Source organism: Kitasatospora sp. NPDC057015 (assembly GCF_042673745.1).
In the GTDB taxonomy this organism is placed as follows: Bacteria; Actinomycetota; Actinomycetes; order Streptomycetales; family Streptomycetaceae; genus Kitasatospora.
The window spans coordinates 30,308-49,582 of the sequence record NZ_JBHUSG010000057.1 but is presented as its reverse complement, the minus strand read 5'-3'; the positions used below and the strand labels follow the sequence as shown (position 1 = coordinate 49,582).

At 74.4% G+C, this 19,275-nt stretch carries 22 protein-coding genes; 7 read left to right on the top strand and 15 right to left on the bottom strand.

Annotation, left to right across the window (positions count from 1 at the left end; genetic code table 11):
* Positions 1–672, top strand: a complete 672-nt coding sequence (locus ACFTWP_RS35740; RefSeq protein ID WP_380269216.1) for a heme oxygenase (biliverdin-producing) — start codon at positions 1–3, stop codon at positions 670–672.
* A 165-nt stretch (positions 673–837) separates the two neighbouring features.
* On the opposite strand, the gene ACFTWP_RS35735 is transcribed toward ACFTWP_RS35740, so the two are convergent.
* Positions 838–2,466 carry an HtaA domain-containing protein gene (locus ACFTWP_RS35735; RefSeq protein WP_380269215.1) on the bottom strand — a complete coding sequence of 543 codons (1,629 nt, stop codon included), beginning with the start codon at positions 2,464–2,466 and terminating at the stop codon, positions 838–840.
* Between the two features lie 42 nt (positions 2,467–2,508).
* Positions 2,509–4,047, bottom strand: coding sequence for an HtaA domain-containing protein (locus ACFTWP_RS35730; protein WP_380269228.1), 1,539 nt, complete (start codon positions 4,045–4,047; stop codon positions 2,509–2,511).
* Between the two features lie 176 nt (positions 4,048–4,223).
* On the opposite strand from ACFTWP_RS35730, the gene ACFTWP_RS35725 reads away from it, so the two are divergent.
* Genes ACFTWP_RS35725 through ACFTWP_RS35715 form a run of 3 tightly spaced genes read left to right on the top strand, consistent with a single transcriptional unit; the run spans position 4,224 to position 7,143 of the window.
* Positions 4,224–5,252, top strand: coding sequence for a hemin ABC transporter substrate-binding protein (locus tag ACFTWP_RS35725; RefSeq protein WP_380269214.1), 1,029 nt, complete (start codon positions 4,224–4,226; stop codon positions 5,250–5,252).
* Positions 5,249–6,331: a FecCD family ABC transporter permease gene (locus tag ACFTWP_RS35720; protein ID WP_380269213.1), complete on the top strand. Its 1,083-nt coding sequence runs from the start codon at positions 5,249–5,251 to the stop codon at positions 6,329–6,331. The genes ACFTWP_RS35725 and ACFTWP_RS35720 overlap by 4 nt, the downstream gene beginning before the upstream one ends.
* Positions 6,328–7,143 carry a heme ABC transporter ATP-binding protein gene (locus tag ACFTWP_RS35715; RefSeq protein ID WP_380269212.1) on the top strand — a complete coding sequence of 272 codons (816 nt, stop codon included), beginning with the start codon at positions 6,328–6,330 and terminating at the stop codon, positions 7,141–7,143. The genes ACFTWP_RS35720 and ACFTWP_RS35715 overlap by 4 nt, the downstream gene beginning before the upstream one ends.
* Positions 7,144–7,184: 41 nt before the next feature.
* Here the strand turns inward: ACFTWP_RS35715 and ACFTWP_RS35710 are convergent, their stop codons facing one another.
* The 3 genes from ACFTWP_RS35710 to ACFTWP_RS35700 form a co-directional block, all read right to left on the bottom strand.
* On the bottom strand, positions 7,185–7,400 hold the full coding sequence (locus ACFTWP_RS35710; protein ID WP_190213839.1) for a dodecin: 216 nt from the start codon (positions 7,398–7,400) through the stop codon (positions 7,185–7,187).
* A gap of 182 nt (positions 7,401–7,582) precedes the next feature.
* Positions 7,583–8,542, bottom strand: coding sequence for an asparaginase (locus ACFTWP_RS35705; RefSeq protein ID WP_380269211.1), 960 nt, complete (start codon positions 8,540–8,542; stop codon positions 7,583–7,585).
* 71 nt (positions 8,543–8,613) lie between these two features.
* Complete coding sequence (locus tag ACFTWP_RS35700; RefSeq protein WP_380269210.1) at positions 8,614–9,309, bottom strand: ABC transporter substrate-binding protein; 696 nt, start codon at positions 9,307–9,309, stop codon at positions 8,614–8,616.
* Positions 9,310–9,741: 432 nt separating this feature from the next.
* Between ACFTWP_RS35700 and ACFTWP_RS35695 the strand changes: the two genes are divergently transcribed.
* Positions 9,742–10,236 carry a D-aminoacyl-tRNA deacylase gene (locus ACFTWP_RS35695; protein WP_380269209.1) on the top strand — a complete coding sequence of 165 codons (495 nt, stop codon included), beginning with the start codon at positions 9,742–9,744 and terminating at the stop codon, positions 10,234–10,236.
* Between the two features lie 40 nt (positions 10,237–10,276).
* Here ACFTWP_RS35695 and ACFTWP_RS35690 read toward each other — a convergent pair whose 3' ends face one another.
* From ACFTWP_RS35690 to ACFTWP_RS35680, 3 genes are all read right to left on the bottom strand, one after another.
* On the bottom strand, positions 10,277–11,239 hold the full coding sequence (locus ACFTWP_RS35690) for a YgfZ/GcvT domain-containing protein (protein WP_380269208.1): 963 nt from the start codon (positions 11,237–11,239) through the stop codon (positions 10,277–10,279).
* A gap of 10 nt (positions 11,240–11,249) precedes the next feature.
* On the bottom strand, positions 11,250–11,714 hold the full coding sequence (locus ACFTWP_RS35685; protein WP_380269206.1) for a Fur family transcriptional regulator: 465 nt from the start codon (positions 11,712–11,714) through the stop codon (positions 11,250–11,252).
* 114 nt (positions 11,715–11,828) lie between these two features.
* The gene (locus tag ACFTWP_RS35680) at positions 11,829–12,413 is read right to left on the bottom strand and encodes an FABP family protein (RefSeq protein ID WP_380269205.1); all 585 of its coding nucleotides are present in this window, start codon (positions 12,411–12,413) and stop codon (positions 11,829–11,831) included.
* A 277-nt stretch (positions 12,414–12,690) separates the two neighbouring features.
* Between ACFTWP_RS35680 and ACFTWP_RS35675 the strand changes: the two genes are divergently transcribed.
* Positions 12,691–13,053, top strand: a complete 363-nt coding sequence (locus ACFTWP_RS35675; protein WP_073926621.1) for a DsrE family protein — start codon at positions 12,691–12,693, stop codon at positions 13,051–13,053.
* A gap of 49 nt (positions 13,054–13,102) precedes the next feature.
* Here ACFTWP_RS35675 and ACFTWP_RS35670 read toward each other — a convergent pair whose 3' ends face one another.
* The 7 genes from ACFTWP_RS35670 to ACFTWP_RS35640 all read right to left on the bottom strand — a co-directional run bounded on the left by ACFTWP_RS35670 (position 13,103) and on the right by ACFTWP_RS35640 (position 17,729).
* A complete protein-coding gene (locus ACFTWP_RS35670; RefSeq protein ID WP_380269204.1) occupies positions 13,103–13,375 on the bottom strand; it encodes a DUF3099 domain-containing protein in 273 nt (90 codons plus the stop codon).
* A 143-nt stretch (positions 13,376–13,518) separates the two neighbouring features.
* Positions 13,519–13,809: a DUF1416 domain-containing protein gene (locus ACFTWP_RS35665; protein WP_073926623.1), complete on the bottom strand. Its 291-nt coding sequence runs from the start codon at positions 13,807–13,809 to the stop codon at positions 13,519–13,521.
* A 39-nt stretch (positions 13,810–13,848) separates the two neighbouring features.
* Entirely contained in the window at positions 13,849–14,682 is an 834-nt protein-coding gene (locus tag ACFTWP_RS35660) for a sulfurtransferase (RefSeq protein ID WP_380269202.1), read from the bottom strand.
* A gap of 220 nt (positions 14,683–14,902) precedes the next feature.
* The gene (locus ACFTWP_RS35655) at positions 14,903–14,983 is read right to left on the bottom strand and encodes an Ms5788A family Cys-rich leader peptide (RefSeq protein WP_353652343.1); all 81 of its coding nucleotides are present in this window, start codon (positions 14,981–14,983) and stop codon (positions 14,903–14,905) included.
* Between the two features lie 272 nt (positions 14,984–15,255).
* Complete coding sequence (locus tag ACFTWP_RS35650) at positions 15,256–15,969, bottom strand: DUF2993 domain-containing protein (protein ID WP_380269201.1); 714 nt, start codon at positions 15,967–15,969, stop codon at positions 15,256–15,258.
* A 117-nt stretch (positions 15,970–16,086) separates the two neighbouring features.
* Entirely contained in the window at positions 16,087–17,415 is a 1,329-nt protein-coding gene (locus ACFTWP_RS35645; RefSeq protein WP_380269200.1) for a hypothetical protein, read from the bottom strand.
* A 5-nt stretch (positions 17,416–17,420) separates the two neighbouring features.
* Positions 17,421–17,729 carry a MoaD/ThiS family protein gene (locus ACFTWP_RS35640; RefSeq protein WP_380269199.1) on the bottom strand — a complete coding sequence of 103 codons (309 nt, stop codon included), beginning with the start codon at positions 17,727–17,729 and terminating at the stop codon, positions 17,421–17,423.
* A gap of 730 nt (positions 17,730–18,459) precedes the next feature.
* Between ACFTWP_RS35640 and ACFTWP_RS35635 the strand changes: the two genes are divergently transcribed.
* Positions 18,460–19,191: a response regulator transcription factor gene (locus ACFTWP_RS35635; protein WP_380269198.1), complete on the top strand. Its 732-nt coding sequence runs from the start codon at positions 18,460–18,462 to the stop codon at positions 19,189–19,191.
* Positions 19,192–19,275: the final 84 nt, after the last annotated feature.

Below are 19,275 nucleotides of genomic sequence, written 5' to 3'. Positions count from 1 at the left end.
GTGCCCAGCCCCGAGCAGCCCACCCCGTTCTCCACCGTGCTCCGCACCGCCAGCAGCGAGGAGCACGAGGCGGCCGAGCAGTCCTCGTTCATGAGCCACCTGCTCGGCGGGCGGCTCGGCCTGGAGGCGTACGCCGACCTGACCGGCCAGCTGTGGTTCGTCTACCGCGCGCTGGAGAGCCGCAACGCCGAACTCGCGGACCACCCGGTGGCCGGCCCGTTCATCGACCCGGCCCTGCTGCGCACCGCCGCCATCGAGCGCGACCTGCACCACCTGCGCGGCCCCGACTGGCGCACCGGCCTCGACCCGCTGCCCGCCACCGCCGCGTACGTCGCCCGGGTGGAGCAGCTCGCGGCCGAGTGGCCCGCCGGCTACATCGCCCACCACTACACCCGCTACCTCGGCGACCTCTCCGGCGGCCAGATCATCCGGGGCATAGCCGAGAAGACCTGGGGCTTCGAACGCAAGGGCGACGGCGTGCACTTCTACGTCTTCGAGCAGGTCGGCAACCCCGCCGCGTTCAAGCGCGACTACCGGGCCAAGCTGGACGCCGCCGGGCTCGCGCTCGACGACATCGAGCGCCGCAGGGTGGTGGAGGAGTGCAAGCGCGCCTTCACCCTGAACGGCGCCCTCTTCCGCGACCTGGACGCCCGCTACCCGCTGAGCGCCTGACCGCGGGGGCGCCGCGCCCAACACCGGACCGGCCCCGGCGAGCAGGTGCTCGCCGGGGCCGAACCCGTCCGGGGCGCGGCGCCCCTATACCGCTGTGCCCGGACACCGCTGTGCCCGGACGCAACCGTGCCCGTACGCGGCCGTGCGCGTACGGGCACGGGGGCCTCAGGCCCGCGCGGAGCCGGTGCGGCGACGCACCAGCACGGTGGTCGCGCCACCGGCCAGCAGCAGCCCGGCCGCCGTTGCGAGCAGCGGCGCCACCGGCGTGTCCGACCCGGTCGAGGCCAGCGCGGCGCCGCCGCCGAGGCCGGTGCTGGTCAGGGTGGCGCCGCCACCGGTGCCGGTGCCGGTCTGCGAGGTGCCTGTCTGCGCGGTGCCCGCGCCGGTGGAGCCGGCACCCGAACCGGTCGGGAGCTGGGCGTTCCTGTCGAACGCCAGCGAGACGGTGACCGCGTCCAGCGCCTCGCCCGCCGGGTAGTTGCCGAAGGCCGGCACGCCCTCCGCGGTGAGCGTGGCGGGCACGGCGGTCAGCGTGACCACGCCGCCGACGGGCGCGAAGGCCGCCCCGGAGAGGTCCAGCTTCGCGATCCGGGCGCCGGTCAGCACGGTCGTCTTCCCGTCCGGGGACTTGGCGTTGACGTCGGCGGTGAGGAAGGCGCCGTCCTTGTCGATCCGCAGCCCGAAGTGGTCGAAGGTGGTGTCCAGCGCGTACCCGCCGCCCGAGGGGTGCCCGAGGAAGCGCACGGACCCGGCGAAGCCGGCCGAGACGGCATGGGTGCCGGTGTCGTACGTCCCGGTGGCGCCGCCGAAGCGGTAGCCGGCCGCGCCGCCGCCGAACTCCACCTTGCCGTTGGCCACCGGGCCGGCCAGGTAGGTGCGGAAGCTCTCCTTCACCGTCCAGTCCAGGCGGCCGTCGAGGATGGCGAGTTGACCGGCCGCGGGGGCGGTGGCGCTCGGCGATCCGGAGGCCGAGGGGGAGCCGGTGGCGGTCGGCGAGCCCGTCGCGCTCGGCGAGCCGGTGGCGGTCGGCGAACCCGTGGCCGACGGGGAGCCGGTCGCGGTCGGCGAGCCCGTCGCGCTCGGCGAACCCGTGGCGGTGGGCGAGGCGGAGACGGTCGGGGAGGCGGACGGGGAGCCCGGCGCCGAGGGCGAGGGCGACGGGGCCGGGGTCTGGGCCAGCAGCAGCGACAGCGGGTCCAGGTCGGAGCCGGCCGGGTAGAAGCCGGCGAAGACCTTGGCGCCCTCCTCGGTCAGCTTGGCCGGGGTGGCGGCGCCGGTCGTGGTGTCACGGCCGACCGTGAAGGTGGCCAGCGGGACGTCCTGGCGCTCGGTGGCCTGCGGGGCGCCGACCTGCTCCTTGGAGGCGGTGTCGGCCGTCAGGGTGCCGACGGTGCCCGAAGTGGTGAGCCTCAGGTCGCTCAGCCCGACGTCCAACTGGCCCCCGTGGGCGAGGAAGCGCACGCCGCCGGTGAACGCGGCGGACAGGGTGTGCGAGGTGAGGTCGTAGCGGGCGCTGCCGAAGCCGAAGTGGAAGGTCCCGTCGGCGTTGCGGGTCGCCCCTCCGGTCAGCTCGATCGTGCCGCTGCCGGCGGGCCCGGTCACGTAGCTGCGGAAGCTCTGCTTCACGCCCCAGTCGAGCGAACCGGTGTCGTACGTGACCTCGGTGGGGCCCGCACCGAAGGCCAGCGCGGGGGCGCCGAGGGCGGCCAGCGCGAGGCCGGCCGTCGCGGCGCCGAGGGCCGCCAGGGAGGTGCGGTTGCGCCGACCGGGGCGCTGGACAGTGGTACGCGGCATGGCTTCGAACGCTCCTTGTGATGACAGTGATGTGACGGTGCGTCAGGCGCTGGGCCGGGCGTCCTCGTCGGTGGTTGCGGGGCCGTCGGCGGCCGGGGTGGCGGCCGTGCGGCGGCGCCGGGCGAGTACGACGCCGGCCGTCGCGAGGGCGAGGACCAGCAGGCCGCCGACGGCCGCGACGGCCGGCCACCGGACCTCCTTCGCGGCCTCGGCGGCGACCGGCGCGGTGGCCGGGGCGGGGCTCGCGACGGCCGGGGCGGGCGCCGCGGCGGGGGCGCTGCCGATGTCCGGCAGCGGGGGCAGGACGGCCGCCGGGTCGAGCGCGACGGCGAAGCTCAGCGGGTCCATGTCGGCGCCGGCGGGGTAGAGCCCGCCGAACGCCTTCGCGCCCGACTCGCTGAGCTTGAGCGGGAGTTCGACGGCCTTGAGCAGGCCGCCCTCGGGCTTGAGGACGCCCGCTTCGAAGGTGGCCAGTTCCACGCCGGGTGCCTGCTGGACGGCGCCGTCCGGCGTCCGGCCCGAGACGTCGGCGGTGAGCCTGCCGTGGCCGTCGGCGACGGTGACGGCGGCGTTGGCGAGGACGAGGTCCAGGCCGTAGCCGTCGGCGGTCTTCATTCCGGTGAAGTGCACGCCGCCGGCGAAGGCGGCGGTGAGGGCGCCGGTCACCGGGTCGTAGCCGCCCTTGGCCGGGGTCCAGCGGAAGAACGCCCCGCCGTCCGCCGCGCCGCCGGACACCTCCCAGCCGCCCTTGGCGATCGAGCCGGTGACGTAGTCGCGGAAGGTCCGGCGGACGCCCCAGTCGAGCGAGCCGCCGGTGAACTCGGTGCGCGCCGGGGCGGGCGCGGGGCTCTCCCCGGCCGGGGTGCCGGCGGGAGCGACGGGGGTTGCGGCGGCGGGGGTGCCGGCCGGCTCCGCGCCGGCCGGCTGCCCGGTGGCGGACGGCGAGGCCTTCGCCGCCGGGAGGTTGACCGAGAGGGTGAGCGGGTCGAGCGCGGTACCGGCGGTGTAGAAGCCGCCGAAGGCGTTCGCCCCCGCACCGGTCAGGGTGGCGGGCACGTTGCTGAGCGTCAGGGTGCCGGCGGCGCCGCGCAGGTCGAGCCCGGCGAGCGAGAGGTCCGCGAGCCGGGCCTGACTGACGGCCGTGACCTTGCCGGTGTCCTTGGACCTGCTGCTGACATCGGCGTAGAGCCCCGCCCCGCCGCCGGCGCCGGCCCGCAGCGTCAGCCGGCCGATGCTGAGGTCGAGGACGTTGACACCGTTCTCCTGGTGCCCGGTGAACCGGACGCCGCCGGAGAACGAGGCGCTCAGCGCGCCGGTCTCCGGATCGTACGCACCGGTCGCGGAGTGGAACCGGAAGGTGCTCCCGCCGACCGTGGCGGCGCCGCCGGTGAGCCCCCAACTGCCCTTGGCGATGGGGCCGGTGACATAGCTGAGGAAGGACTGCTTGATCCCCCAGTCCAGTCGCCCGCCGGCCACCCGCCCCTCGGCCGCGACCGCCTGGACCGGCAGGAGCGACACCGCCAGCAGGGCGGCGAGGGCGGCCACCAGGGTGGCGGCGAGGCGGCGGAGCCGTCGCGGCATGGGCATGGGCTGGTCGCTCCTCGGCATGGCGGGGAAAGGGACGGCGAATACCGCCCCCCCTTGCGAAAACTAGGTAAGGCTAACCTAATATACGAGTCAAGGGTGCCGTCACCCGACCTGCCGGCAGGCCGGCCCTGGTCCGAACGCGACGCCAACAGCCATCGAGAGGGCCGCAGTTGAGCAGCAACATCCGACACCGGGCAGCCCGGCGGCCCGCCGGGCTGCTGCTGGCCGCAGGCCTGCTGATCGCCGCCGCCACCGGCTGCGGCCCGACCACCGGCCCGGCGAACGCCGCCCCCTCCCCCACCGCGCCGGACGTCGTCGAACCGCTGAGTCCCGCACCCGCCCCCCAACTGCCCGCCACCACCGCCTCGGCCGACGGCCGGCAGGTCACCGTGACCAGCGCCGACCGGATCATCCCGCTCAGCGGCAGCCTGTCCGAGATCGTCTTCAGCCTCGGCCTGGGCTCCCGGGTGGTGGCCCGCGACGTCTCCACCACCTTCGAACAGGCCGCCGCCCTGCCCGTGATCACCCAGGCGCACGACGTCTCGGCCGAGGGCGTGCTCTCGCTGCACCCCAGCGTCGTCCTCGCCGACCGCTCCACCGGCCCGGCCGAGGCGGTCGAGCAGATCCGAGCCGCGGGCGTCCCGCTCCTCGTCCTGGACGACGCCAAGCAGCTCGACGACGTCGACGCACGGATCGACGCCGTCGCCGGCGCACTCGGAGTCCCCTCCGCCGGAGCGCAGTTGAAGGCCCGCACCGACGAGCGGATCCAGCAGGCCAGGGCCGAGCTGCAGCCCGCCGCCCGCAAGCCCAAGGTCGCCTTCCTCTACCTGCGCGGCAGCGCCTCGGTCTTCCTGCTCGGCGGCGCCGCCTCCGGCGCGGGCTCGCTGATCGAGGCCGTCGGCGGCGAGGACGCGGGCAAGGCCGCCGGCCTGACCGGCGACTTCACCCCGCTGACCAGCGAAGCGCTGGTCAAGGCCGCACCGGACGCGATCCTGGTGATGACCAAGGGCCTCGCCTCGGTCGGCGGGGTGGACGGACTGCTCAAGCTCCCCGGCGTCGCGCAGACCCCGGCAGGCCTGGACCGCCGGATCGTCTCCGTCGAGGACGGCAAGCTGCTCAGCTACGGCCCCCGCACCCCGGAGGTGCTGCGCAGCATCGCCGCGCAGCTGTACGGCGGCGACGGCGGTGCGCCGCGATGACCGCCACCGCCCTCCGCCCGGCGCCCCCCGCGCCGCCCGCACCCCGCCGGCTGCCCGGCCGGACCACCCTGCTCACCACCGGGCTCGCCCTGGCGCTGCTGCTCCTCGCCCTGCTGGCGGCCGGCATCGGCGCGTACCGCATCCCGACCGGCGACATCCTCGCCTCCGTCGCCCACCGCCTCGGCCTCGGCGGTCACCCGCTCGGCCGGGTGCCGGAGTCCGTGCTGTGGAACGTCCGGCTGCCGCGGGTGGTGCTGGCCCTGCTGGTCGGCGCCTCGCTGGGCTGCGCGGGCGCCCTGATGCAGGGCATGTTCGGCAACCCGCTGGCCGAGCCCGGGGTGATCGGGGTCTCCTCCGGCGGCGCCGTCGGCGCGGTCGGCTGCATCGTGCTCGGCCTGGACGCCCTCGGCAGCTGGACGGTGACCGTGTTCGCCTTCGCCACCGGCCTGCTGACGGTCTTCGCCGTCTACGCGATGTCCCGCTCCGGCGGGCGCACCGAGGTGGTGACCCTCGTCCTGACCGGTGTCGCGGTGAACGCCTTCTGCGGCGCGCTGATCGGCATCTTCCTGTTCACCGCCGACAGCGCCGCGATCAACCAGGTCACCTTCTGGCAGCTCGGCTCGCTCTCCCAGGCCACCTGGGGCAAGGTGCTGGGCGTCCTGCCCTTCGCCGTGATCGGGCTGGCCGTGGCGCCGCTGTACGCCCGCCGGCTGGACCTGCTGGCCCTCGGCGAGCGGCCGGCCCGCCACCTCGGGGTGGACGTGGAGCGGATGCGCCTGGTGCTGATCACCGTGGTGGCCCTGCTGACCGCGGCCGCCGTCGCGGTCAGCGGCATCATCGGCTTCGTCGGCCTGGTCGTCCCGCACCTGCTGCGGATGGCGGCCGGCCCCGGCCACCGGTTCCTGCTGCCCGGCAGCGCCCTCGGCGGCGCCCTCGTCCTGGTGGCGGGCGACCTCGCCGCGCGCACCCTCGCCCAACCGGCCGAACTGCCGCTCGGCGTGCTGACCGCGCTGATCGGCAGCCCCTTCTTCTTCTGGCTGCTGCGCCGGACCCGGACCAGGCAGGGCGGCTGGGCATGAGACTTCGCACTCGACAGGTTCCCGAACGCCCCGCCGTCGGGGAGGAGTTGCTGAATGCCCAGGGGGTGCGGCTGACCCTCGGGGGCCGGGAGCTGCTGGCCGGCGTCGACGTGTCCGTGCACGCCGGCGAGGTGCTGGCCCTGCTCGGGCCGAACGGCGCGGGCAAGTCCACCCTGCTGTCCGTGCTCTCCGGCGACCTGCCGCCGTCCGCCGGTGCGGTACTGCTGCGCGGCCGTCCGCTGGCCTCCTACGGCCCCGCCGAACTCGCCCTGCACCGGGCGCTGCTGCCGCAGTCCTCGGCGCTGTCGTTCCCGTTCGCGGCCGGCGAGGTGGTGCGGATGGGCCGGGCCCCGTGGGCCGGGACGGCGGCGAGCGCACAGGACGAGGCGGCCGTCGCCGAGGCGATGGCCGCCACCGAGTCGGCGCGGTTCGCCGACCGGCCGTTCACCGCGCTCTCCGGCGGCGAGCGGGCCCGGGTGTCGCTGGCCCGGGTGCTCGCCCAGCGCGCCCCGCTGCTGCTGCTCGACGAACCGACCGCCGCGCTGGACCTGCGCCACCAGGAGCTCGTCCTGCGGGTGGCCCGGGAGCGGGCCGCCGCCGGGGACGCCGTGGTGGTGGTCCTGCACGACCTGTCGCTGGCCGCGGCCTACGCCGACCGGGTGGTCCTGCTCGCGGACGGCGCCACGGCGGCGGACGGCCCGGTGGCGGAGGTGCTGCGCGGACCGCTGCTGAGCGAGGTGTACGGCCACCCGGTGGAGGTGCTGGCGCACCCGCGGACGGGCAGCCCGCTGGTGCTGCCCGTCCGCGGGTGACCGCCGGCCCGCCGTCGGGCGGTACCGGCGGCCGGGGCGGCTCAGCCCTCGTCGTCGAGCCGGAAGCCGACCTTGAGGCCGACCTGGTAGTGCGCGACGTGGCCGTCCTCGATGTGGCCGCGGATCTGCACCACCTCGAACCAGTCGAGGTTGCGCAGCGTCCGACCGGCCCGGTCGACGCCGTTGCGGATCGCCTGGTCGATTCCCTCGGTCGACGATCCGACGATCTCGGTGACCCGGTAGATGTGGTCGCTCATGACGGCCTCCGTGAGGTGCGCGATGGGTGGGCCACGGTGTCCGGGGACAGCGGGCCGAGGCGGTGGGCGACAACCCCCGTCCACCGTGCACCCTGACGCGGCCTCCCGCACGCCCGGACCGGCCGCCCGGGCGGACCCACGCCGCCGCCGTGGCCGCACCGCGCACCCCGCGGCCGCCCCGGTCAGACGAGCGCGCGGATCTCGCCCACCGGCACGCCGCCGCCCAGCAGCGGGGCCTCGCCGATCCGCTCCAGGGTGCCGTCCCCGGTGGTCACGCCCAGCCGGCGCAGCGCGGCGGCCAGCACCGGCCCGCGGGCCCGCTCCGCGCCGTCGTCGATCTTGAAGGCGAGCGCCCGACCGTCGGCCAGCGCCACCACCTGGACGGCTTCGGCCCCCATCTTCGACAGCGCGCCCGGCACCGCCCGCATCAGCCAGGTGTCGGCCCGCCGGGTACCGCCGACGAACTCGGGGTGGGCGCGCATCGCGTCCGCCACCCGGCGCTGCGGCGTCCCCGGGTCGGCCAGCACCAGCGAGCGGTAGCCGCGGGCCAGGCCGGTCAGCGACACGGCCAGCAGCGGCGCGCCGCAGCCGTCCACCCCCGCGTGCGCCGCCGGCTCGCCGGTGCCCTCGGCCAGGGCCTCACCGGCCAGCTGCTGGATCGGGTGGGCCGGGGCGAGGTAGCTGCCGGTGTCCCAGCCGTTGGCCACGCAGGCGGCCAGCCAGCCGGCGTGCTTGCCGGAGCAGTCCATCATGATCGGTGCGCGCTCGCCGCCGGACCGCAGGTACAGCTCGGCCTCGGTCTCGTCCAGCGGCAGGTCGGCCGGAGTGCGCAGGGCGCTCTCGTCCAGCCCGGCGCCGGCCAGGATCCGGCGCACCCCCTCGCGGTGGAAGGCCTCGGCGGAGTGGCTGGAGGCGGCCAGCGCCAACAGCTCCCCGTCGATCTCCAGCCCGGCCCGCAGGGTGGCGACGGCCTGGAACGGCTTGGCGCAGGACCGCGGGAAGACCGGGGCGTCGGGCGCGCCCAGCGCGTACTCCACCGAGCCGTCGGCGGCGAGCAGCACCAGCGAGCCGTGGTGACGGCCCTCGGTGAAGCCGGAGCGTATGACCTCGGCGAGAACGGCGAGGGCGGCGGGCTGGGACATGAGGGTGGTGCCTTCCGGGACGAGGGTGGCCGGGCGGCGGATCCGCCCCCGGGCCCCTCCGCCCGACCCGGTCAGTCGGCCAGCGAACCACCCGTGAGCAGGTCGTCGACCCGCGCTTCCCCTTCACGGTACCTGCGGGCGATCTCGGCGCTGCAGTCGTCCGCCGTCCGCTGCAGGAGCTGCCGGCGCCCCGACACCTCGCGCTCGTGCGACCGCAGCCGCTCCAGCGCGGCGAGCAGGTCCTCGGCGGGGTGCGCGGCGAGATCGGCCAGCCGGACGTCGCCCATCAGCGCGTCCGCCTGCACCTGGTACTGCTCGCCGCGCGGCGGGCCGAGCGTCACGTGCCGGGCCGAGCTGCGCACCGAGGACGGCGCGTCGGAGAGGATCGCCGGCAGCCGGTCGAGCAGCGCCCGCGGGTCCCCTCCGGGGGCGCCGGCCGGGCGGTCGGCCGCCGGACGGCGGTCGAGCTCGGCCCGCAGGATGTCCATCCGGCCGTGCAGCAGGCGGCGGAGGTAGGAGAGGTCCGCCTCCTGCTCCTGGGCGTCGCGGCGCAGGACGCGCAGCTCCTCCAGGCCCAGCCCGCCGAGCCCGGCCCGGGCGTCCGGAGCCGGCGGGCCGGCCGGTGCCTGTGGCCGGGGCGTCCTGGGGCCGGGGGGCCTGCGGTCGGGGGTCTGCGGTTCGAGGGCCGGCTGCCCCGACGGGCCCCCGCCGGGCACGCCACCCCGCGCCACCCCGGACCGACCGTGCACCGCGCTGCTCGCGTCCATCAACCAACCACCTGCCGTTGTCCTGATCCCGCCCGCTCGCGCCACTTCTCGTGTGCCACGTGTTCGGTCCCGTCCCTGGCGTGCCGACTGCTTGCACGCACGGGCACCCCCGAGAGTTCCCGTCGGGCGCCGGTGCCACTCTCCGGGGTGACATCGCCGGTACTGCTGCCCGAGCGGCTCGACCGAACCGGCCCGTCGCGGCGAGCCGTGGCGCCCCGGGCCGTCCTACCGAACACCAGCGTGCCACCCCGCCCGGCGCGCGCGCACCGCCCGGCCACCCGAACGGCCCCCTGGCGAACCGGGGTGGCTGATACGACCAGCGCATTCGGCCGAGAGATCGACAACGCTGGGGGCGTGCAGGCAGACCACCCGGCGCGCGCCAGACCTGCACGCGCCTGCTGGGCGCCCGCACGCCTCCGGCAGAATGGGCCCATGCGAGCAGTGGTTCAGCGAGTGACCGAGGCCCGGGTGACCGTGGCCGGCGAGACCGTGGGATCGATCGACGGCCCGGGCCTGTGCGTCCTGGTCGGCGTCACCCACGAGGACACCCCGGCGAAGGCCGCCCAGCTGGCCCGCAAGCTCTGGAGCCTGCGGATCTTCGACGGCGCCGGCGACGCCCCGCAGGACCTCGCCGGAGCACCGGACGCCGCCGCACCCGCCGGCGGCCCCGGCACCGAGCGGTCCTGCTCGGACATCGCCGCGCCGCTGCTGGTGATCAGCCAGTTCACGCTCTACGGCGACGCGCGCAAGGGCCGCCGCCCCACCTGGAACGCCGCCGCGCCCGGCCCGGTCGCCGAACCGCTGGTGGACGAGGTGGTCACCCAGCTGCGGGCACTCGGCGCCAAGGTGGAGACCGGGCGGTTCGGCGCGGACATGCAGGTGGCCCTGGTGAACGACGGCCCGTTCACCGTCCTGCTGGAGCTCTGACCGCCCGCAGCCTCCCCGGCCCGCCCGGCGCGGCCCGCGACTACTGCGGGACCACGACCTCCTGGCCGGCCGCCACCGTGCCGGCCAGCAGCAGCGCGTCCACCGGCACGTTGCGCTTCACCACGGCCAGCGCGATCGGGCCCAGCTCGTGGTGGCGCGCCGAGGAGGTCACGATGCCCAGCGCCCGGCCCTGCGGGTCCGAGGCCAGCCGGACCTCCGTCCCGTGCGGCGGCAGCACCTCCTCGGTGCCGTCCAGGTGCAGGAACACCAGGCGGCGCGGCGGGCGGCCCAGGTTGTGCACCCGGGCGACCGTCTCCTGCCCGCGGTAGCAGCCCTTGTTGAGGTGCACGGCGGTGGACAGCCAGTCGACCTCGTGCGGGATGGTCCGGTGGTCGGTCTCGAAGCCGAGCCGCGGCCGGTGCGCCTCGATCCGCAGCGCCTCGTACGCCCACACGCCGGCCGGCGGGCCGTAGGCCCCGGTCAGCGCGGCCAGCTCGGCGCGCGGCAGGAACAGGTCGCGCCCGTAGGGGAGTTCACGCACGGCGGCGGCGCCCTCGGCGGAGGCGGTGGAGCCCGCGGGGAGGTGCACCACGGCGTAGTCCGCGGTCGCGTCGGCGACCTCCGCCCGGTAGAAGAACTTCATCTTCTCCAGGTAGCCCACCAACTCGGCCTGGGTGCCCGGCTCGACGTGCACCCAGGTGGTGGCACCGTCGTCCACCAGGTAGAGGGCGTGCTCGACGTGGCCGTTCGGCGAGAGCACGAGCGCCTCGGTGGCCTGCTGCGGCGCCAGCTCGCTGACGTGCTGGGTGAGCAGCAGGTGCAGCCAGGTCAGCCGGTCCTCGCCGGAGACGGTGATCACGCCGCGGTGCGAGAGGTCCACGAAGCCCCTGCCCTGCGCGAGGTGCCGTTGCTCGCGGAAGATGTCGCCGTAGTGGGCGGCGACGCCCTCGTCGGTTCCCTCGGCGGGGACGGCACCGGGCAGCGCAAGCAGCGGGCTCTTCATACCGGTCAGCTTACGACTGCGCGCCGGGAAGCCTGTCGGTGCAGTCGGCGCAGCGGCCGAAGATGGCGAAGTGCTTCAGGTCGGTGTCGAAGCCGTGCTTGGCGCGCAGGCTCTCGATCAGCGGCGCGGCGATCGCGGTGTCGGTCTCGGTGACCTTGTCGCAGTCCCGGCAGACCAGGTGCAGGTGGTGGTGGCGACCGGCCAGGTGGTAGGTCGGCGCGCCGTGGCCCAGGTGCGCGTGGGAGACCAGGCCGAGCTCCTCCAGCAGCTCCAGCGTCCGGTAGACGGTGGAGATGTTGACGCCGCTGGCGGTCCGGCGGACGTGCGCGAGGATCGCGTCCGGGGTGGCGTGGTCGAGCACGTCGACGGCCTCCAGTACCAGCTGCCGCTGTGGGGTCAGCCGGTACCCGCGCTCACGCAGGTCGGCCTTCCAGTCGCCGGAGAGCTGCCAGTCGGTTGTGCCGGTGTCCGCCACGGTGCTGTCCCTGCCAGTTAGAGGTCCTCAGACAAGTGTAGGGACCGATCACCGATCGGTCCCTACCCCGCGGCTGCGGCCCGACCCGGTGGCACGACCCGGCGGCACGGACGGTCAGCGGAAGAACGCGATGCCGTCGTCCGGCAGGTCGTTGATGTCCTTGATCAGCTGCGCCGGGCTCAGCACCTTCTTCAGCTGCGCCGACATGTACGGGCGCAGCGGCACCTCGGGGGCGGCCTTCTCGCCGACCCAGAGCAGCTCGTCGTTGACGAAGCCGTAGAGGCGCTTGCCGCCGGAGTACGGCGCCGAGCCCTCGATCCGGGCGACCGCGTCGGTGCTCACGTCGATCTGCGGCTTGCCGTCGGCCAGCTCGCCGTACCAGACCTCGACGGTGCCGTCGTCACGGACGGAGGAGATCTCCACCCCGCGGGCGCCGCCGGCGCCGTGCGGGTTGCTGGTGATCCGCCAGAAGGCGTGCTCGTTCTCCAGCGGACGGACCTTCTCGCCCTCGCCGTTCAGCACCCAGGTCCGGGAGCGGAACTCCAGGAAGGGGCGGCCGTCGTGCCGGAAGACGATCTCCTGGCCGAAGTTGCACTTCTCGGCGCCCGGGAAGTCGAAGACGCCCGCGCCCTCCCAGGTGCCGAGGAGGAAGGCGAGCGGGATGACGTCCTTGTGGAGGTCAGAGGGGATCTCGATCATGTTCCTGGTCACTGTCGGCGGTGTGGGGACTCGTCAACCGTACGGCAGAGGGGTCAGCGCTGGCCCTGGTACAGCTTCATCACCGAGAAGATGGCGAACCAGGTGATCAGCACGGCCATCAGGGCCAGCAGGGAGTCGAAGAAGATTTCCAGACCGGACACGGGGCGCTCCCATTGCGGTGACATGTGGCGACAGCACGGATACGACCCCGCGAGTCTATCCGCCGCCCCCCGGGCGGTCGCGGTGAGGCCCGCCACGTCGCCGCTAGGGTGTCGGCATGGCGAAGAAGCTGGTCATCAAGGTCACGGCGGGGGCGGACGCGCCCGAGCGCTGCTCGCAGGCGTTCACGGTGGCGGCGGTCGCCGTCGCGAGCGGGGTGGAGGTGTCGCTCTGGCTCACCGGGGAGTCCTCCTGGTTCGCGCTGCCGGGGCGCGCCGCCGAGTTCGAGCTGCCGCACGCGGCGCCGCTGCCCGACCTGCTGGAGTCGATCCTGGCGGCCGGCTCGGTCACCCTCTGCACCCAGTGCGCGGCGCGGCGCGGCATCGAGCAGAAGGACACCGTGGAGGGTGTCCGGATCGCGGGCGCACAGGTCTTCGTCAGCGAGATCATGGCGGACGGCGTGCAGGCGCTCGTGTACTGACCCGGGCCGCGCACCCGTACCGACCGGGCCGCGCCCGGCCACCGGCCCGCTACGGACGCTGTTCGTGGTCGGGCGTGTCACGGCCGTGCCCGGGCTCGTCCCACTTGGGGTCCTCCCAGCGCGGGTCGTTCCACCAGTCGTCCTCGGGGTCGCGCTTGTTCGCGAAGACGGCGGCGGCCGGCGGGATCACCATCGCGACCACGCACATGCCGATCGCCGCCGGGACGGACACGAAGCGCACCACTCCCCAGGCCAGGACGAACAGCGCCAGGCAGACGCCCATCATCACGAAGTAGCGGACATGCCGCTGATGTGCCTGCACCCCTCCACGGTACGGCGGGCGGCCCGCGCAGTCAGCGGCCCGGCGCGGACTCGACCGCGTCCGCCGACCGCGCGGGCAACGACGAGGGCCCTCTGCGCCCGGCGATTGCCGGGCGCAGAGGGCCCTCGGGGCGTTCAGCGGTCTCAGACCGCGATCGCGACCTCGGTGAAGGCGCCCTGGGAGGCGACCACCACGCGGTCGACGGTCGCGCCGGGGACGAGCGCACGCAGCGTCCACTTGCCCGGGCGGGCGAAGAAGCGGAACTGCCCGGTGGCCGAGGTCGGAACCTCGGCGGTGAACTCGCCACCCTCGTCGAGCAGACGGACGTAACCGTTGACCGGCTCGCCGTCGCGGGTGACGGAACCCTGGATGATCGTCTCGTTTGCCACGTCAACTCCTGCCAGGTCCGGGCCGCCGGCCTTCGCACCACACATGTCTGATTCTCCTAACGACTTACTGGGTGAAGCAGGTGCTCAGTTGCCGAGCTCGATCGGCACGCCGACGAGGCTGCCGTACTCGGTCCAGGAGCCGTCGTAGTTCTTGACGTTGGTCTGGCCGAGCAGCTGGTGCAGCACGAACCAGGTGAGCGCGGAGCGCTCGCCGATGCGGCAGTAGGCGATGGTGTCCTTGTCCAGGTCCACGCCCTCGGCCTGGTAGAGCGCGCGCAGCTCGTCGTCGCTCTTGAAGGTGCCGTCGTCGTTGGCGTTCTTCGCCCACGGGATGTTCGCGGCGGTCGGGACGTGGCCCGGACGCTGCGACTGCTCCTGCGGGAGGTGGGCCGGGGCGAGCAGGCGGCCGGAGAACTCGTCGGGCGAGCGGACGTCGACCAGGTTCAGGGTGCCGATCGCGGCGAGGACGTCGTCGCGGAAGGCGCGGATCGAGGTGTCCTGGGCCTTGGCCTTGTACTCGGTGGCGGCGCGGACCGGCACCTCGACGACCAGGTCGCGGGAGTCGAGCTCCCACTTCTTGCGGCCGCCGTCGAGCAGACGGGCGTCACCGTGGCCGTAGAGCTTGAAGTACCAGAAGGCGTACGAGGCGAACCAGTTGTTGTTGCCGCCGTAGAAGACGACGGTGTCGTCGTTGGCGATGCCCTTGGCCGAGAGGAGCTTCTCGAAGGCTTCCTGGTCGACGAAGTCACGACGGACCGGGTCCTGCAGGTCCTTCGTCCAGTCGATCCGGACGGCGTTGCGGATGTGGTTCTTCTCGTACGCGCTGGTGTCCTCGTCGACCTCGACGATGACGACCTTCGGGTCGTCCAGGTGGGCCTGGACCCAGTCTGCGTCTACCAGGACGTCAGTGCGGCTCATGGTGATGCTCTCCATCCGAGGGCGGTTTGCGGAAGGGTGGTTCAGGGAGCGGTCCGACCCGACTGGTCCGAATTCTTGTCCGAATAGTGGGACAGAACGGCGGGCAGGCAGTACCGGACCGTGGATTGCAAAGTGCGAAGGGGGACGGCCGGCGTCATTGTGCCGGGCCAGGTCACCGGAGAGGGGCGACGGGCGGGAACTGCCCGACAAGACCGCCCAGTTAGCGCATTCGACACAGACAGGCGGACACGCGGCACAGGTCTACCGCCCGCCGCTTCGTGAGGTCCGTCTGTCGCTTCATGCAGACGATGCTAGGGACAGGGAGCCCCTGATGTCATTAGCGTGTCGAATACTGAGACGATTTAGTTCGGATCCTGAGATTTGAGGGTTTCATGGCTTGCGGGAGCGGCGCACGGGCCGCCCCGAGCTCTCCACAGGCGCAAACGACACCGCTCCGCGCGGCTGCCCTGGACAGCGCGTCTCGCGGAGCGGTACGGGAGATCGGGGGAGGGGTGCCGAGAGGGGTGGCGAGCGGAGCGGCCCCCGGGCGACGGCGGGATCGGTCGATCGGCTTCAGCCGATCAGCTTGATTCCCGTCCCGCTGAAGGTCAGCCGCAGGCCGTCCGGCTGCGGCACCGCACTCGCCAGCTTCAGCCCGGCCGGCAGGTCGTTCAGCGTGAAGCTCACCGGGCCGATCGCCTGGTTGGTGACCCCGTTCAGCATCGACGCGATCCCGCTGAGCTGGAAGCCGTCCGCCGTCACGGTGTTCCCCTCGTTGTGCACCGCGCCCTCGCCGACCGCCACCGGGCCCAGCGAGGCCTTGACCTTGCCCGGCCCGCCGTAGGAGAGCGAGAGCCGGGTGCCGCCCGGGACGAGCCTGCCCGCGCCGGGCACCAGCTTGGAGGCCTCGGGCAGCAGCTTGGCGAGGTCCGCGTAGGTGATCAGGCCGTCTCCGCTGCCCCGGGCCACGGTGGCACTGGTGAAGCTGCCGCTCACCTCGACGCCCGACAGCTTCGCCTTGAACGAGTGCAGCTCGACCTGCTGCCGGCCGTCGCCGACGACCAGGTCGTCCGCCGAGAGCCGGACGTCGTCCAGCTTCATCGACAGCACCTGGGTGAGGAACGGGAAGCCCTCGATCGACACCTGCGGGCGCTGGCTCAGCCGGCCGCTGCTCACCAGCTGGTCGGCGGCCTCGTCCTCGGCCAGACCGACGGCGATCCGGTCGGCGCCCACCAGCAGGCCCGAGACCACCACCAGCCCGACCGTCAGCTTCAGCCAGCCACGCATCGTCGCTCCCCTCAACCCGCCACGGACCCACGGACGTACGGCCATACGGACGTACGGCCCGGTGCCATGGTTCCGCACCCGGGCCCGCGCGGACTCCCCGCCCGGGCCCGGGTCCGGTCAGCCGGCGAGCAGGCGGCTGCCGATCCAGATCAGCGGCGAGGCCACCGCCAGCGGCAGCGCCACCCCCGCCGTCATGTGCACGAACCGGGACGGCCAGTCGTACGCGGCCACCCGGCGCCCGACCAGCGCGCCGACGGCGGCGAGCGCCCCCAGCGCGGCGGGCGCGCCGACCAGCAGACCGAAACCGGCCGCGACCAGCAGGCCCAGCACCGGCGCGACCACCTTCGGCGCCGGCAGCGGCAGCGCCGCCAGCACCGTCGCCAGCGCCACGGCGGCCATCGCGGCCGGCACCCACGCCGCGACCAGCAGCGCCGCGCACAGCACCGTCACCACGGTCGCCGACCCGAGCACGGTCAGCGCGTAGAACCGCTCCGCCGGGTCGGACGGCCGGAACGTCTGCAGCACCAGCACCAGCAGGAAGAACCCGCCGAGCGTGCCCACCACGGCCGCCGCCTTCGCGTCCCCGTGCGCGAGCAGCACCGCCGCGTCGGCGGTGAACCCGGCCAGCGCCGCGAGCGCGATGCCCTGCCGGGCGGGCCACATGCCGTTCAGCCGGAACCAGCCGGCCGCCGTCAGCACCTGGAGCAGCACCACCGTCAGCGCCAGCGGCACGCTGCCCAGCGCGGCGCCGCCGGCCAGCAGCGCCGCCACCCCGGCCGTGATCAGCGCGGGCTGCAGACCCGGCTCGATGATCGGCGAGCCCGTCCGGTGAGCCGCCGAGGGCGCGGGCGGGACGGACCGCGGCGGGCTCGGCGGACCGGGCGGTACCGGCGGCCGGCCGGGCTCCTGGTGCGGGAACTCGTGCGGGAGCGGCTGCGAGAACGGCGGCTGGACGGGCGGCTGCTGGGCGTACGGCTGCTGGAAGGCCTGCTGCGCCGGCCCGGACGGGTGACCGCCCTGCGGCGCGTACGGCGCGGGCTCCGCCGGTGGGTAGGCCTGCCCGGCCGACGGCTGGCCGGTGAAGGCCTGCTGCAGGAAGGACTGCTCGTACGGCTGCTCGGCGGGCTGGCCGGCGTAGGGCTGCGGCTGCTCGTACGGCTGCTGCGCCTCGTACGACTGCGGGTACTGCTGCGGCTGCGGCTGCTGGTGCGACGCGGGGGCCTCGCCGGGGGCCTGCCAGTACGGCTCGCCCTGGTACGGCTGCTGCGGCTGCCCGTAGGGCTGCCCGGGGTGGGCCTGCCCCGCCTGGGGCTCGACCGGTGTGTACGGCTGCGCCGGGTACGGCGACCGCGGGTCGTAGGGCTGCTGCGGGTCGTGCGGCTGCTGCCCGTACGCCTGCCCGGCGACGGGCGGGTACGGGGTGCCGTTCGGGTGGGCCTCGCTCACGCCGCTCACCCGCCCGCGAACGGGGGGAGGACCTCGACGGTGCCGCCCTCGGTGAGGGCGACCGAGGCGTGGTCGCGGCCGCCCACCGGCGTGCCGTCCACCAGGAAGGAGCTGTGCCCGAGCACCTGGAGCAGCCGCGGCAGGTCGGCGTGCCGCTGCCGGACGCCGTCCAGCGCCTCGGCCAGGGTCGCGGCCCGGTAGGGCTCCTCGGCCACTCCGGCCGCCGCCTTCGCGGCCGCCCAGTAGCGGATCGTCCCGCCGACCGGTGTCCCGGTCGGGACCGGGCCGCTGGCGGGCTCGGTGGTCGCAGCCATGGCAACCCCTCCTCGTGGTGCTCGAAACGTTTCGGTCGTCCGGCCCCGGTCCCCGTCGGGGACGGCCTGTCACCCACTCGAAAGGTGTACGCGTACGGGTGCGGCCGATGTCCCTTCCATGATGGCCTGTCCGCCGGTCCGAGCGGCAATCGCCCTGGCCGGTGGCACCCCCGGTCGGGCGCCGCGTTGTGGCGGGAGTCACCCGCCGGTTGCCCGAAGTGGCGGAACAGGCCCTTCCGGGGCCTCCCTATGCGGGACGTGGTCGGCTATTCTCATGGCGTAAGGGATCCGGGCAGAGTCGCCCCCGGGTCCTTTTGTGCTTTCAGGACGCCAGTACGGACGTTCCTGCGAGTGCCGACGGCCCACCCCCGCCGGCCAGTCGCAGGACCGCCCCGCCACCGCCGCACAACGAGGTGCGAGCAGCCGGCCGGGGCGTCGGAACCGGCTCCGGGCCGCCGCCCGGTACCGGAACAGACCGGAAGGTTCGCGGGATGAGCAGGGCAGTAACGGAGCATCAGGGGTTGCGGGACTCCTGGCGCGCGCCCCGTACTGCCGTGCGCGCCGGCGAATCCTCCGGATCGATCCTGGCGAACGCTCCCTCTCCCACCCGTCGCCCGGCTCCCCCCAACCCGGGGCGCGCGGCGCACGGCACCTTCCCTGCACATGCGCCATCCGGCTGTGGCGGCAGCCGCAACGCGACCGCGACGACCCGGAAAGGGGACTACCGGGTATGAGTTCTCTTCTTCTTCTCACCAACGCACTGCAGCCCTCCGCTGAGGTGCTGCCCGCGCTGGGCCTTCTGCTGCACACCGTTCGGGTGGCACCGGCCGAGGGTTCGGCCCTGGTCGACACCCCCAGCGCCGACGTCATACTCGTCGACGGCCGGCGGGACCTCCCGCAGATCCGCAGCCTCTGCCAGCTGCTGCGCTCCACCGGCATCGGCAGCCCGCTGATCCTGGTCGTCACCGAGGGCGGCCTGGCCGCCGTCACCGCCGAGTGGGGCGTCGACGACGTGCTGCTCGACACGGCGGGGCCCGCCGAGGTCGAGGCGCGGCTGCGGCTCGCCATGGGCCGGCTCCAGGTGGTGTCCGACGACAGCCCGATGGAGATCCGCAACGGCGACCTCTCGGTCGACGAGGCGACCTACTCCGCCAAGCTCAAGGGCCGGGTCCTGGACCTCACCTTCAAGGAGTTCGAGCTGCTCAAGTACCTCGCGCAGCACCCCGGCCGGGTCTTCACCCGGGCGCAGCTGCTGCAGGAGGTCTGGGGCTACGACTACTTCGGCGGCACCCGCACCGTGGACGTCCACGTCCGTCGGCTGCGCGCCAAGCTGGGCGTCGAGCACGAGCAGCTGATCGGCACCGTCCGCAACGTCGGCTACCGCTTCGTGGTGCCCGAGAAACCGGACAAGGGCGAGCGCCCCGGCCTGGAGCAGCGCTCCACCGCCGCACTGGAGGCCTGAGCCCGAGCCGGGCGGGCTCCCCCGCCCGGCTTGTCCGGATAGCACCCGGAGCGTGAAACCGGTACCCGCCGGTAGGCCCCACCC